This window comes from Empedobacter sp. UBA7252 (genome assembly GCF_002472765.1).
Taxonomy (GTDB): Bacteria; Bacteroidota; Bacteroidia; order Flavobacteriales; family Weeksellaceae; genus Empedobacter; species Empedobacter falsenii_B.
The window spans coordinates 1-13543 of sequence record NZ_DKSQ01000019.1; the positions used below are offsets into that span (position 1 = coordinate 1).

Here is a 13543-nt window from a genome sequence, read left to right on the forward strand (position 1 = left end):
TAAAAGTTTCTTCTTTCAAATCTAAATTACCATTATAACTCAGGGTTTCTTTCACTCTTTTTAATTGTTCATCAGACAATTCAATTGTAATTATAGGCATATTTTCTTGTTTTTAATTTATATTACAAAGGTCATAAACCATCCCGTCAAAACATGTCTTTTAGATATTTCTATAATTATTTTTTAGACTATCGTAATCTGATAGTCTTGTAGTCATAGGTTTGCTTCATAATCAAATAAAGCAAATTATTATGAAATTAAAAGTTCATTATGAAGTCGAAACACTATTCGATCAAGAAACAAAAGAAGTAACAATTAATTCATTTTATAATGATGATCCGATTGTTGCTCGCGAAGAAGCTTTTTCGTTTTTAAGAAATTATATCAATGTTCTGAAAGAAGAAAATCAAGTAGAAGTTGAAACTAAATATTCGGGACCACGAAATCATGCCCAATTTAGATTTGATAGTCGCACAAAAAATTTCGATGATAATTTGAGTACATATTTTGTAAGTCATTTAGTGTTTAAAGACTCAAAGTTAAATAAAGGGTTAAAGATATATGTTGTCGTAGATGAAACATTTTATACAAGTGAAGATTTTATTGATGAACACGAACGTAATTTAGTTTTCCAATTATGAAATCAAACCGAAGATTCTTTAATCGAATAAATCTAATTGTTTCTGAATTTCTTCATTTTTTATTTTACGATGCGATGCATTGTACACACATTTTCCATCTTTTATAATAAGGATTTGCGGTGATTCGTGCTGAACATTGTATCGTCGTTCAATCTCATTAGAGAGTGGTCTAAACGCTAATAAATCTAAATAATTCAGTTCAAAGTCGCTTTCTTTTACAATATCCCAAATAATATCACATAATCCACAAGTTGTGCTGTGTTTATAAATAATTTTTGGTTGATTAAAAGATGCTTGATCAATTTGATCTAAGTGATCTAAAGTTGTAATATTTATTTTTTTCATTTTTATTTCTATTATTTCACTTATAAAATTACGTCGAAAAGAAGGAATAACCTACTCTATTTTCCTTATATGATAAATTATAAAAAATGCGCTAAGGAAATCTTCTTGTTCATTTTTTTTACTCTGTAACTATTCTTAATTTCTTCAATCGATGCTGATAACTTTGCAAATAATTACGTTTTAACTTTTCTGATAAGTACGATTTATCAATCAAATCTTGTACTTTATCTTCTTTGGATGTTAAATTTTGAATGACTTTTATAATTGATTTTTCTGTCATTTCAGCTTTCTCTCCTAAAATAAATAATTGGTCTATTATTTTACCTTTTGAGATTGATTTTGGTAATAATCCTTCTTTTAATGCAAAATCTGCATCGTCAATATGAATTTTGGTATTCAATAAATCATATGCTGGACTTAATTTAAAATCTCCTTGCTGAGTTTCTATTAAAGAAAAATTCTTTAAATGAGCATCTCCATTTGAAAACAGATAATTGAAAAGGATTAAAGTAAATAACTTTGGAGTTTCTACTTTCCATGCAGGAACATATTTTTTCAATGCTTCAAATAACTCCAGATAATTTCCTTCATACTTATATTGTTCCCCATCAGTTGCAGGAGATTTCCCTAATAAAGAAGCAAAATCTTCCACAGCTAACTTATCTCCAATTTCATTGTAATCAAATCGTTTAGTAAGGTATGCTGGACTTCCATCTTTAAAAAAAACTAAAGCATTTTCTGCCGTTTCAATTTTAAAAACTTGTTTAGCGATTTGCATCGTTAAATGCTCATTCGCTGGTGCAAATTCACTATTTTTGGGTAAATCAGAAATTGGTTTTAAAATATAATGTCCACTTTCGTTTTCATTCGTTAATCTTAGTTCATTTCCATCAAGAATTAAAGAATATTTCTCTTGAAATCCCGAAATAGAAATATGTGTTTGATTTTGGTTAAAACTACTTTTATCCTTACGATCAGTTGGCGAAGTATAATTTAAAAATGGACTTACCTTTTTACCATTAAACATTTTCTTTAGAACAACAGGACTGTACGCATTAAAATTTTCTTTTAAAGAACCGGGACAATTAATTAATTCTAATTTCATTTTACACTCTTTCTATTGTTACTGCACCAATTGTATCTATTTTAGATGCTTTCAATAATATTCCAAAAGCATCATCTTCATCAATCTTATATGTTTTACAAATCATACGTTTATTTACCCCTTCTGGTAATAAATGATAGAAAAAAGGAAACAAAGTTTCAGAATCAAACTCTTTTTGATTTTTAGGCAACGTTAAACTTATAGAAGGCTTAGAATCATCATTTAACCAATCTTCATTATAGATAAAATGAAAGCGACCATTATCTAATTGAGATAATATGCCTGCTTTTTTGCCTTTGTATAGGATATTTGCTACTCTCATTATTCAATCGTTTTAACTTCTAATTTCAACTCTAATCCCAATGCATCACATAACTTTTGCAATGTTTCTAAGGTTGGATTACCTTTACCACTTTCAAATTGTTTTAATGTTCGTAAACCTACACCCGAAATATCTGCTAATGATTCTTGTGTAATATCTAAAACTTTACGACGTTCTTTTATCTGTTCGATTATTAATAGTGTCATTTATTGCACTTTTAATGTAAATTTAGAAAGAAATTTGATACAAAACAAGAAAAGTGCAACTAATTGCACTTTTAAGACAATAATATATGTTAGATGTATGAATAGATCTAAATAATGCAATATAATGCACTTTTAAAGTTGTCTTTTACATTTGTTATATGCTTCCGTGATTTTGATTATATCGTAATCTGGATACTTATTTGTTTCCGTCCATTCTTTCAATAAAAAAGGACAATCACTAATTAATTTTGCAATTCTTTTTTTTGAATTTGATGCATCAACATATACTATTTCATCATTTTTTACCAGTAGAGGAAAGATTAATTTTTCACCATCATATGGATTAAATGTTCGCAAATAATAATGAGATAATTGACCTACAATAGCTTCTTCAAAAAAATCATTCTTATCATTTTTTAGGGTTACATATTTTACTAATTTATCAAATTCATCATTTACAACAAATGATTTAATATCTTTTGGTTTAAGTTTTATTTTTTCATCATTCACTAAGAAGTAAACAACTTTAGAATTATTTCCTATTACTTCTCCCTTTATTGTATCATTCGAGTGATTGATATAATATTCTGAATTGAATTGTACACCTACTACAGTTATGAAAAGTATAAAAATTAAAGTTATATATTTCATATTATTATTTAATTAGTAAATCTAAATATATTTATAAAATAAGTATGGATATTTTACTATAAAATGTTAAACTTATAATAAATTTTGGTACACCAAAACTACACCACAATCCCCTACACTATTGATCAATAAAGACTTTTGTACTTTCTGTATCGATTAGACAGCCAAATACCGCCATTGACTACCATATCTTTAAAATATTTGAAAGTTTATTTTATTTTTAAAAGTTTGTAGATAAATCAAATGTCTCATTTGTTTTAAAAACTTACACTTCAGTTATTTTGGATGGAACTATTTTTGAAGCGATTTTCATAATTCGTTTAAGTAGTGTGGTTGTTGAGATATTTAAATATCAAGCTGTACTTCTTATACCCAAACCTTCTTTTGTTAGCTGAACAATATGATTTATGGTAGTAAGGTAAGCGTTGTAACTATACATTTCACCCTTTTTTCTGACAATTTTTACATTTAAAACGTTGGTTTCCATTCCTCGTTTTAATATATTTTATTAATTTATCAGAACAATTAGAAAATATTTTTATTTGATAATCTAAGTTAAAAGTTGATTTTGTCATATTTTGTTAATGATAAAATATGTTAAAATTATCCACCATCACATCTGATACACAAGGGTGTCAAATGAATTGATTTTAAATTTTAAAGAGCTTAAAAATACACAATAGTAGAGATATAGTCCACTATTGAGTAAAGATATTTTATAGTTAAAATATTGTTTGTGAGCTTTTACGAGTTACATACACATCTGATACACTACTAAACATTATAAACAGTGAGATTATCACCTTCTGCATTGGCAAATAAAACTTATTAAAAATTATATTATATAGAAAAAGGTTCTCAATTGAAAAATTGAGAACCTTTTTCATTTTCTGGTTTTGCGATTTCATCTTAATTCAATTTAAATCTACTCTAAATATCAATATTTTAGAAAGTATTAACATTTAAATTAATAGTTTGGTCTGAAAATTCCAATCTAAAATATCATAACTAAATAATCACAAAAATGAATACAACTAGAATTTCAAAAAATTTACAAAATGCTTTAAATAAACAAATTACACTTGAAGCTTTTTCTGCTCAAATTTACTTGATGCTTGCTTGTTGGGCAGATGATAACCGATTAGATGGTATTAAAAGTTTTATGATGAAACATTCGCAAGAGGAACGTGTTCATATGGCAAAAATTATAGAATATATACAAGAACGAGGTGGTAGTGTAAAAATTGAAGCCATACAAAAACCTGGTCCTGAACCAAAAAATGTTTTACAATGTTTTGAAGCAGTTTTGAAACAAGAAATTGAAAACACAGAATCTATTTACAAAATTGTAAAAATGTGTATGGATGAGGAAGATTGGGCTACTTGGAATTTTTTACAATGGTTAGTAATGGAACAACGTGAAGAAGAAAAATTAGCTTTAGACTTGCTAGATAAAGCTAAATTAGCTGGTGGTGCTAATATGTCTGATGCTGCAAAATTTGATTTTAATAAGACTATTGGTCAAACAGGACAGGAATTTCCTGTTGCAGATAATATTAATCCTCTAACTGAGTAATTTATTTTTTGTATAATAAAAACTAAAGAATTAAAAACCCACTGAATTTACTAAAAAATCATTGGGTTTTTAATTAGGAAATTAATCACACATCAATCTTGCTTTGTCCACGTTAATTGGGAAATATCATAACCTTTTTCTTCTGCATAGTTGATATACTTCTGTTTTACCTCTTCTGAGATTGTTTTCTTTCGAGATAAAATCCACATATAATCATGACTTTCTCCAAAAACTAAAGCTGTTTCATAAATCGGATCCATCATTACAATATTATATCCTGAATAAAATGGTCCAAAAAATGAAACTTTCAGCGCACCTTTTCCTTCTTCTCCATTAAAAGTTGCTTTTCCATGTGCTTCTTTCCATTTATTCTCTTTGTCATCAAATCCACGATTATGGACTTCAATCACTCCTTTTTTATTCAGAAAATAAGTTGCTGTAACTTGATTCAAATTCTTTTCAAACTTAAAGTCGAAACGTGCTATTTCATACCATTTTCCCATATATTGTTGTGCATCAAAATTTTCAACAACTGTTACATAAGATGGTATTTTTACTTTTCTAAAATTTAACCACGCATAACAAACTCCTCCTAAACCAGCAATTGCTATTCCGGAGATTATCTTTTTACTCGAATTTTTCATATTCTAATCTTTTTGGTGTTCTATATTCAACAGAAATTCTACCAAATCCATATTCAACTGCTCTTTATGAGTAATATTCAAGCCATGCGGAGCATCTTCATAAACAATATAAGTCGAATTCGTAATCAATTTTGAAGCTTGATCTCCTGCTGTTTTTATTGGTACAGTTTGATCATCTTTTCCATGAATAATTAATGTTGGCACATCAATCATTTTACATTCAGTTCTAAAATCTGTATCCATCCAAGAGCGTGCAGCTTTTAGAGTTGCAATAGGTGAAGCATGAGAAGAAACAGAGAAATCAAAATCTAATTGTTCTTTGCTTACAGATTTTTTTAACAAACCATGATTGTAAAAGCCTTTATGAAAACCTTCTAAAAATTCCAAACGACTTGTTTCAAGTTGATGAATAATGTGATCTAAATCCTTTTGCGGAACGCCATACTCATTATCATCAGTTTGTTTTACTAGAGGAATAATTGAACTAATTAAAGCAATTTTTGAAATATTTTTGTTTCCGTAATTCGCAATATAGCGAACTACTTCTCCTCCACCCATCGAAAAACCTACTAACACTACATTTTTCAACTGCAAATCATCAATCAACACGTGTAGATCTTCTGCCAATGCATCATAATCATAACGATCCCATGTTGCACACGATTTTCCAAAACCTTTTCGGTCATAAGCTATACAACGAAAACCAGCTTCGACAATTTTTGGAATTTGATATTCCCACGATTGTAAACTAAGCGGCCAACCATGAATCAAAATAACGGGTTGAGCAATTTTATCACCATAATCGATATAATTCAGTTTATAATTTTTTCGTTTTAATTTAGCCATAATTTTATTTTTAAGTGATTTTATAATCTAACTTAGATTAACTTCTAATTCATCACAAGCATCAAGCCAATTATCACATTTTTAAATGTTTAACATTTTCAAAATTATTTCACACAGCAAAAGAGATTTACTATTTTTGGCTTGATTTTTAGGGTATAGTTTATCTAAACCACTTAACGCAATAAATATGGATTTACATTCTGGATTACCTTATTGGATTGTTAAAAATGAATTTTTTGACTTATACAATCCACTTCGAAATGATTTTAAAATTGATGTTGCTATAATCGGTTCTGGCATTACAGGTGCATTAGTAGCTCATGAATTATGCGAAGCAGGAATAGAATGTGCATTAATTGATAAACGAACTATTTCTACTGGAAGTTCTGCCGCAAGTACAGCACAATTACAATATGAAATTGATACGCCTTTATGTAAATTAATTCATAAAGTTCCCAAAAAAATTGCTATCGACGCTTATTTTAATTGTTTACAATCAATTACAGATATTGAAACTATTTTTAAGAAAACAAATATTGATGCTGATTTTACAAGAGTTCCAACCGTCTTATTGGCAAGTAATAAAGCTGGTGTTGAGTTATTAGATAAAGAGTTTGAAATAAGAACAGAAGTTGGCTTACCTGTAAAATATTTGCATGCACAACAATTAAAAGAATATCAAAACATAGATGGAATTGCTGCATTACAAAATGATACCTCAGCTCAAATGGATGCATATAAAGGAGCGATTAATTTACTGAAATATCATCAACAAAAACACAATCTAAAAATTTACACGCATACAAAAGTTGAAAAAATACAAGAAACTAAAAAAGGTTGCAAACTCATCACACAGCATGGCCATACTGTTTCGTGTAAATATGTAATTGTTGCAACTGGATTTGAAGCAGGGCAATTCCTTCCTAAAAAAGTGATGAATTTGTTATCTACCTATGCTATTTGTTCCGTTCCAATTGATGAAAAAATGATTTGGCCAAACCGTAGTTTAATTTGGGAAACTGCAGAACCTTATCTATACATGAGAACTACAAAAGATAACCGTTTGATAGTTGGTGGTGAAGATGAAGATTTTCAAAATCCTGAAAAAAGAGATGAACTACTTCGTACTAAGGTCAAAATTTTAGAACGAAAATTCAAAAATCTATATCCTACTATTGAATTTAAAACTGAGATGGCTTGGTGCGGAACATTTAGTTCGACTGATGATGGTTTACCTTATATGGGAGCATGGAAAAAAGGAGATCGTACTCTATTTGCTTTAGGCTATGGAGGGAATGGAATTACATTTTCTATGGTTGCAGCTCAGGTTTTAAAAAATATTATTCTTAATAAAATTGATGATCGTTTAAAAACTTTTGGTTTTGATCGAATAACAAAATAGGGTTATATATTTAAAAAATAATCTGAAAGAATTTTGATATATTCTTTCAGATTATTTTTAATACTAAGGTTTTCGGCCTGTAATTAATCTGTACAATAAAGCTATGATAGCAAGTACAAGTAATATGTGTATAAATTGACCTACTGCTTGGCCGAATCCGAAATAACCTATAGCCCACAAAATAAGTAATACTACAGCAATAATTGAAATTAGATTTCTCATAAATTTTGATTTTAATTAAACATTTACTTTTTATAATTTAAATTGTTTAGGAATTTTTGTTCATATGAAATTGCACTACTTCTATAGCATTGGAAACAGCATCGCTAAGTGCGACTATAAAATCACCTTTTTCTGCTTTGTTTATTGTATGTTCTATCGCTTCAATTTCGTTCGGAATTATTTCATAAGGAAAATTCTCTTGAACTTCATGAATACCTTTTACAAGCAACTGTATAATTTCTTTCTCTGTTCGACCTCTTAAGTGTCGCTCTTGTCGAATAATAATATAATCAAACATCTCAGCTGCTATTTTTCCACACTTTTGTATGTCTTCGTCTCTTCTATCCCCTACACCTGAAATAATTCCAATTTTTTTATTTGCTTCCACTTTAGACAAATAATCTTTTATAGCTGTGTATCCTGCAGGGTTATGTGCGAAATCGATTAATATTTTAAATTCTTTGAACTGAAAAATATTCATTCTACCAGGTGTTAAATCTGGACTTGGGAAAAAAGTATTCAACGCTTTCGTAATCTGGGGAACATGCAAACCTGATATATATGCTGCTAATACAGCAGCTAGAACATTTTGAATCATGAAAATAGCTTTTCCATCCATTGTTAACGGTATATCGTAAATATTCGCAACAACTATTCGTTCTTTTTTAGTCTGTATTACAATATTTTCTTGTGTATACAATGCGACTATATTTCCTTTTTTTATAAGTTTTTGAACTTCTTTACTTTTTTCATCCAATGAAAAATATGCTATTTGACATGCTAATTTCTTTGAAATTTCCATTGAATAATAATCTTCAATATTTAAAATTGCCCAACCGTCTTTTTTCACACTTTCAACAACAACAGATTTTACTCTGGCTAATTGCTCTAAAGAATCGATATCTTTTAATCCCAAATGATCTTCTGTAATATTGGTTATTATACCAATATCGCAAGCACTAAATCCAAGACCTTCTCTCAAAATTCCACCTCTTGCTGTTTCTAAAACAGCAATATCTATTGTTGGATCATTCAATATTTTTTTTGCACTAATAGGACCTGTTGTATCCCCTTTCTCCATTAGCTGATTGTTGATATAAATACCGTCAGATGTTGTATAACCTACATTTTTTCCAGTGTTTTTAAATATATGTGCAATTAAACGAGTGGTGGTTGTTTTACCATTGGTACCTGTAATTGCTAATATTGGAATAGTTGGTAATTTTTGAAAAGGGAATAGCATATCTAAAACGGGAGAAGCAACATTGCGCGAAATTCCTTTTGTTGGTTCTATATGCATTCTAAATCCTGGAGCTGCATTTACTTCTATAACCACTCCACCAGATGTATACAAAGATTCGGATAAATTGGATGCTATGATATCAATACCACATATATCCAAATTGATGACTTTAGCAATTTTCTCTGCTATGATAATATTATCAGGATGAAGGTCTTCAGTTGTATCAATAGATGTTCCTCCTGTACTTAGATTTGCTGTTGCTTTTAAATAAATTATTTCAGCACGTTTGGGTATAGATTGTAGATCGTAGTTTTTTGATTTTAATAATGAAATGGTATGATGGTCAATGCTAATTTTTGTTAAAACTTGTTCATGACCTTCTCCTCTTTTAGGGTTTTCATTTTCAATTTGAATTAATTCTTTTATCGTAAGTTTTCCATCTCCAATTATATGAGCAGGTATTCGTTTGGCCGCAGCAACTACTTTTTTATTGATGACCAATATTCTAAAATCATAACCTTTTACAAATTTTTCTACGATTATTTTTTGACTAAATTCTCGTGCATTCTGGAATGCTTTTTCAGCAGTTTCATATTCATTTATATTGGTGGTTACTCCTCTTCCGTGATTACAATTATATGGTTTAATAACAATTGGATAGCCTATTTCATCTATTATTTTTTTTAAATCTTCTTCATTTTCGCCTATACCACCATCAGCGATAGGAATAAATGCATCCTTTAATAATTGTTTGGTTCGAAATTTATCACATGCAATCTCAACAGCCAGATAGTTGGTTTTATCTGTAATTGTCGCCTCTAATCTAGCTTGATTTTTACCATATCCCAATTGGATATAAGAATGATTATTTAATCGTGTCCATGGTATTTTTCGGTTTTCTGCTTCATTAATTATACTTTGTGTAGAAGGACCGAGTTTATTTGAATTCCATATTTTAGTCATATTTTTAATATCATCTAAAATGGAATAAGACGAATTAGATATTAATGCTTCTGCAATTCTAACAGCTGCTTTTGCTGCATATATCCCTACCTGCTCATCTTGATAAGCAAATACAACATTATAAGTACCTGGCGTATTTGTTTCGCGAGTTCTGCCAAAGCCTGTATTCATACCCGCTAGGGTTTGTATTTCTAATGCGATATGCTCAATTACATGCCCCATCCAAGTTCCTTCTTTTACACGAGTAAAAAAACCACCAGCTACCCCTTCAGAACAACGATGCGAAAACATTGTAGGTAACCATGATTGTATACGTTCTGCAAATCCATCAATTTTGTTCGTTGGAAATTGTTCTAAGCGACCTAAATTCAATCGCATTTGAATTAGTTTTTCTCTCTTGATACTCCAAAAATTTGGTCCTTTTAAAATCGATATATTTTCTATTTTCATATGTGGTAAGTGTTAAAAAATTTAGTAAATGATTACAAGAACTAGACCTTTTTCCCTTATTAACACTATTTTACCATTATTTTAAGGTTTATTCTCCTCTTGTCCAGTTAATATTAATTAAATTGAAGTTATAAAATCAATAATGATGAGTATTAAAGGAAAATTAATAATTGTTGGAGGTGGAATAAATACTGCTGATTCCTTACCAACGCATTTACCACGTGAGGAAATTATCAATGATTTCTTTTATCAAAATGGTATTCTAAAAAAGATTCTTGAGGAAGCAAAACACAAAGAAAATTCTAGAATTGAAATTATAACCACCGCTTCTCAATCTCCTAAAACTGCTGCTGAAGCCTATATCAAAGCTTTCAGTCTTTTGGATGCACACAATGTTGAACATTTGGATATAAATACACGTTTAGATGCGCTTTCACCAGAATCGTTAAAACGATTAGATGAAGCTGATGTTGTATTATTTAGTGGAGGAGATCAACTTAGGTTAACCTCAACTATTGGAGGTACACCTTTTCAACAAAAACTGTTGCAAAAATATTATCATGAAGAGTTTATTTATGCAGGTACTTCAGCAGGAGCAGCCGCCGCTTCATCTAGCATGATCTATCAAGGAGCAAGTTCTGATGCATTACTAAAAGGATCTGTTGAGATGAACAGTGGTCTTGGATTAATAGATTCTATTATCGTTGACACTCATTTTATTCAAAGAGGAAGAATTGGACGCCTTTTTCAGGCTGTTACAGGAAATCCCATGAAGATTGGAATTGGTTTAAGTGAAGATACTGGGCTAATTATAAGCGACAACAACAATAAAATGACAGCAATAGGCTCTAGTTCAGTTATTTTGGTTGATGGTCGAGAAATTTTAGATACTAGTCTTTCTCAAATCGAAATTGGATATCCAATTTCAATAAGCCATATTATTTCTCATGTGATGACACGAAATGATGTTTTTCATTTTGATCAAAATAAAATAATAATCAAAGATTCTCAATATAATAATCAATAAAATGAAACTAATTATTCACGGTGGTTTTTTTTCAGAATCATTAACCGATCCTGAAACTAAATTTCAAAAACAAAATGCTTTAATTAAAATAGTTCAAAAAGGGTACGACTATTTAACAACACATACAGCAGTTGAAACTGTTGTATATACAGTAAGTTTATTAGAAGACGACCCTTTATTTAATGCAGGTTTAGGTTCTCAAATTCAATCGGATGGAAAAATAAGATTAAGTGCCGCTTTAATGAATGGGAATACTCTTAAAATGTCTGGTGTTATTAATATAGAAAATGTTGAACATCCAATTTTAGTTGCAGAAAAACTAATGACTTACGATGATCGTATTTTGGCTGGTAGCGGAGCAATAGAATTTGCACGTAAACATGGATTCGAGTATTTTAATCCTGAAACTGAACAACGTAAAAAAGAATTCGAAGAAAAAATAATTTCTTCGAAAACAAGTACAGTTGGATGTGTTTGTTTAGATGGCGATAATAATATTGCTGTGGCTACATCAACTGGAGGAAAAGGTTTTGAAATACCAGGGCGTGTTTCAGATTCTGCTACTGTTGCTGGAAATTACGCCAATCAATCTTGCGGTGTTAGTATGACTGGCGTTGGTGAAGATATTGTAAGTGGCGCAATGGCTGCTAAAATTGTAACAAGAGTCTCGGATGGTATGAGCATTGAAGCTGCATTTACTAAAAGTTTTGAAGAACTTAAAGAGTTTAATGGATATGCAGGAGCTATTGGCATAGACAACAAAGGAAATAGTTTTCATTTAGATAGTTTTCCTTCAATGGTTTTTGCTTCTTTTGATGGAATTGAATTGAAATATTTTGATTAAAATGTTTCATTCTAATCATTTAATATATCAAACAATTTGTTTTTTATATATTCTACTACCTCTAATTTTTCTTGATTGGACATCTGTATTTCAGCAGTTTTCTCTATATCACCTCCTTCACTTATAATAACACCTTCACGAGGATCTGTCTCACAATTTTCAGAGAACTCTTTTTTTCCTTTCTCGTAACCTTTTTCAAAAGCTCGATTATATAATTCATTCAATAAGCTTTGAATTGAATCTGAATTTAAATGTTCTGGTTTCATATGAATATATTTTAGTTAATAATTTGTTGCTATAAAGTGTTTTATAATCCTATTTGTATTTTCTTCTAATCCTTGTGGTTGTATACAATCCTAAACCTATTAATATACCTAAAGAGACTATTCTTTGAGTAGATTTTGAAGGAACAGGAATACTCGTTTCTCCATAAATCTGATGCGGATCTGAAGATGCATATAAAATATTGCCTTCGTTATCATTACCATTACTAAATTTCATCATTAGTCTCATTACTGCAGTTGCTAAATTGGTAAATGTTTGTGGGAATATACCATGAATAAATTTTATTAAGTATGAACTTGCATCTGGAAACGTATCATTTTTAGGTTTAATTGTTAGATTGTATATTACTTTTGCCGTATCATTAGGATCTGCAGCGAAAGGAGGTATTTTAAAATCTAATCCAGAATATTTTGCTGAATGCATATTTCCTGTTGATCTCTGAATTTGAGGATAAATATTACAAATATGTATAGCTGGATAGACACTGTATTCGCTTTGTAATCCACTCATCAACCCTTTTATTCCTGTTTTTGTAGCAGAATATACCGAACTAAATGGAGCTGGCATATATCCTCCAATGGAAACATTATTAATTAAAATGCCTTGATTTTGTTCTTTAAAAACTGGTAAAACATAATAAGCTCCATGCATATATCCCATGAGATTGGTTTTTATAACCTGTTCATTAACTTCCATTGGAATTTCTCCAAATTTCCCACTAGACATTACCCCTGCATTATTTACCCATATATCTATGCGTCCAAATTCTTT

At 29.7% G+C, this 13543-nt stretch carries 16 protein-coding genes; 5 read left to right on the forward strand and 11 right to left on the reverse strand.

The window, feature by feature from the left end; translation table 11 throughout:
* Positions 1-251 precede the first annotated feature (251 nt).
* Positions 252-641, forward strand: a complete 390-nt coding sequence (locus B2X73_RS03520) for a hypothetical protein (RefSeq protein WP_291095726.1) — start codon at positions 252-254, stop codon at positions 639-641.
* 18 nt (positions 642-659) lie between these two features.
* Here B2X73_RS03520 and ytxJ read toward each other — a convergent pair whose 3' ends face one another.
* From ytxJ to B2X73_RS03545, 5 genes are all read right to left on the reverse strand, one after another.
* Complete coding sequence (ytxJ, locus tag B2X73_RS03525) at positions 660-986, reverse strand: bacillithiol system redox-active protein YtxJ (RefSeq protein ID WP_291095728.1); 327 nt, start codon at positions 984-986, stop codon at positions 660-662.
* Between the two features lie 118 nt (positions 987-1104).
* Positions 1105-2091: a type II toxin-antitoxin system HipA family toxin gene (locus B2X73_RS03530; RefSeq protein WP_291095730.1), complete on the reverse strand. Its 987-nt coding sequence runs from the start codon at positions 2089-2091 to the stop codon at positions 1105-1107.
* Between the two features lies 1 nt (position 2092).
* Positions 2093-2413 (reverse strand): HipA N-terminal domain-containing protein, encoded by a 321-nt coding sequence (locus B2X73_RS03535; RefSeq protein ID WP_291095732.1) that lies wholly within the window; start codon positions 2411-2413, stop codon positions 2093-2095.
* The gene (locus B2X73_RS03540) at positions 2413-2619 is read right to left on the reverse strand and encodes a helix-turn-helix transcriptional regulator (RefSeq protein ID WP_286495899.1); all 207 of its coding nucleotides are present in this window, start codon (positions 2617-2619) and stop codon (positions 2413-2415) included. Before B2X73_RS03540 ends, B2X73_RS03535 begins: the two co-directional genes overlap by 1 nt.
* Positions 2620-2751: 132 nt before the next feature.
* Positions 2752-3270: a hypothetical protein gene (locus B2X73_RS03545; RefSeq protein WP_038330351.1), complete on the reverse strand. Its 519-nt coding sequence runs from the start codon at positions 3268-3270 to the stop codon at positions 2752-2754.
* Between the two features lie 1024 nt (positions 3271-4294).
* Here B2X73_RS03545 and B2X73_RS03550 point away from each other — a divergent pair.
* A complete protein-coding gene (locus B2X73_RS03550; protein ID WP_038330349.1) occupies positions 4295-4846 on the forward strand; it encodes a ferritin in 552 nt (183 codons plus the stop codon).
* 92 nt (positions 4847-4938) lie between these two features.
* Here the strand turns inward: B2X73_RS03550 and B2X73_RS03555 are convergent, their stop codons facing one another.
* Together B2X73_RS03555 and B2X73_RS03560 are read right to left on the reverse strand one after the other, a co-directional pair.
* Positions 4939-5490, reverse strand: coding sequence for a lipocalin family protein (locus B2X73_RS03555; RefSeq protein WP_038330347.1), 552 nt, complete (start codon positions 5488-5490; stop codon positions 4939-4941).
* A 3-nt stretch (positions 5491-5493) separates the two neighbouring features.
* Complete coding sequence (locus tag B2X73_RS03560; RefSeq protein WP_038330345.1) at positions 5494-6336, reverse strand: alpha/beta fold hydrolase; 843 nt, start codon at positions 6334-6336, stop codon at positions 5494-5496.
* A gap of 187 nt (positions 6337-6523) precedes the next feature.
* On the opposite strand from B2X73_RS03560, the gene B2X73_RS03565 reads away from it, so the two are divergent.
* A complete protein-coding gene (locus B2X73_RS03565) occupies positions 6524-7738 on the forward strand; it encodes an NAD(P)/FAD-dependent oxidoreductase (protein WP_038330343.1) in 1215 nt (404 codons plus the stop codon).
* A gap of 63 nt (positions 7739-7801) precedes the next feature.
* Here the strand turns inward: B2X73_RS03565 and B2X73_RS03570 are convergent, their stop codons facing one another.
* Together B2X73_RS03570 and cphA are read right to left on the reverse strand one after the other, a co-directional pair.
* Positions 7802-7960 carry a lmo0937 family membrane protein gene (locus tag B2X73_RS03570; RefSeq protein ID WP_115000514.1) on the reverse strand — a complete coding sequence of 53 codons (159 nt, stop codon included), beginning with the start codon at positions 7958-7960 and terminating at the stop codon, positions 7802-7804.
* Positions 7961-8006: 46 nt separating this feature from the next.
* Positions 8007-10616, reverse strand: a complete 2610-nt coding sequence (gene cphA, locus B2X73_RS03575) for a cyanophycin synthetase (RefSeq protein WP_038330341.1) — start codon at positions 10614-10616, stop codon at positions 8007-8009.
* 145 nt (positions 10617-10761) lie between these two features.
* Here cphA and B2X73_RS03580 point away from each other — a divergent pair, with 145 nt between their 5' ends.
* Positions 10762-11643, forward strand: a complete 882-nt coding sequence (locus B2X73_RS03580; protein ID WP_038330695.1) for a cyanophycinase — start codon at positions 10762-10764, stop codon at positions 11641-11643.
* Position 11644: 1 nt separating this feature from the next.
* Positions 11645-12487 carry an isoaspartyl peptidase/L-asparaginase gene (locus tag B2X73_RS03585; protein WP_038330340.1) on the forward strand — a complete coding sequence of 281 codons (843 nt, stop codon included), beginning with the start codon at positions 11645-11647 and terminating at the stop codon, positions 12485-12487.
* An 11-nt stretch (positions 12488-12498) separates the two neighbouring features.
* Here B2X73_RS03585 and B2X73_RS03590 read toward each other — a convergent pair whose 3' ends face one another.
* Complete coding sequence (locus B2X73_RS03590; protein ID WP_038330338.1) at positions 12499-12753, reverse strand: hypothetical protein; 255 nt, start codon at positions 12751-12753, stop codon at positions 12499-12501.
* A 49-nt stretch (positions 12754-12802) separates the two neighbouring features.
* Positions 12803-13543, reverse strand: a 741-nt coding sequence (locus tag B2X73_RS03595) for an SDR family NAD(P)-dependent oxidoreductase (protein WP_291095734.1), incomplete at its 5' end; no start/stop codon positions are given.

Excerpts from the sequence above, each read along its gene's own strand:
- B2X73_RS03520 (WP_291095726.1), top strand. The coding sequence starts at position 252 with ATGAAATTAAAAGTTCATTATGAAGTCGAAACACTATTCGATCAAGAA.
- ytxJ (WP_291095728.1), bottom strand. The coding sequence starts at position 986 with ATGAAAAAAATAAATATTACAACTTTAGATCACTTAGATCAAATTGAT.
- B2X73_RS03530 (WP_291095730.1), bottom strand. The coding sequence starts at position 2,091 with ATGAAATTAGAATTAATTAATTGTCCCGGTTCTTTAAAAGAAAATTTT.
- B2X73_RS03535 (WP_291095732.1), bottom strand. The coding sequence starts at position 2,413 with ATGAGAGTAGCAAATATCCTATACAAAGGCAAAAAAGCAGGCATATTA.
- B2X73_RS03540 (WP_286495899.1), bottom strand. The coding sequence starts at position 2,619 with ATGACACTATTAATAATCGAACAGATAAAAGAACGTCGTAAAGTTTTA.
- B2X73_RS03545 (WP_038330351.1), bottom strand. The coding sequence starts at position 3,270 with ATGAAATATATAACTTTAATTTTTATACTTTTCATAACTGTAGTAGGT.
- B2X73_RS03550 (WP_038330349.1), top strand. The coding sequence starts at position 4,295 with ATGAATACAACTAGAATTTCAAAAAATTTACAAAATGCTTTAAATAAA.
- B2X73_RS03555 (WP_038330347.1), bottom strand. The coding sequence starts at position 5,490 with ATGAAAAATTCGAGTAAAAAGATAATCTCCGGAATAGCAATTGCTGGT.
- B2X73_RS03560 (WP_038330345.1), bottom strand. The coding sequence starts at position 6,336 with ATGGCTAAATTAAAACGAAAAAATTATAAACTGAATTATATCGATTAT.
- B2X73_RS03565 (WP_038330343.1), top strand. The coding sequence starts at position 6,524 with ATGGATTTACATTCTGGATTACCTTATTGGATTGTTAAAAATGAATTT.
- B2X73_RS03570 (WP_115000514.1), bottom strand. The coding sequence starts at position 7,960 with ATGAGAAATCTAATTTCAATTATTGCTGTAGTATTACTTATTTTGTGG.
- cphA (WP_038330341.1), bottom strand. The coding sequence starts at position 10,616 with ATGAAAATAGAAAATATATCGATTTTAAAAGGACCAAATTTTTGGAGT.
- B2X73_RS03580 (WP_038330695.1), top strand. The coding sequence starts at position 10,762 with ATGAGTATTAAAGGAAAATTAATAATTGTTGGAGGTGGAATAAATACT.
- B2X73_RS03585 (WP_038330340.1), top strand. The coding sequence starts at position 11,645 with ATGAAACTAATTATTCACGGTGGTTTTTTTTCAGAATCATTAACCGAT.
- B2X73_RS03590 (WP_038330338.1), bottom strand. The coding sequence starts at position 12,753 with ATGAAACCAGAACATTTAAATTCAGATTCAATTCAAAGCTTATTGAAT.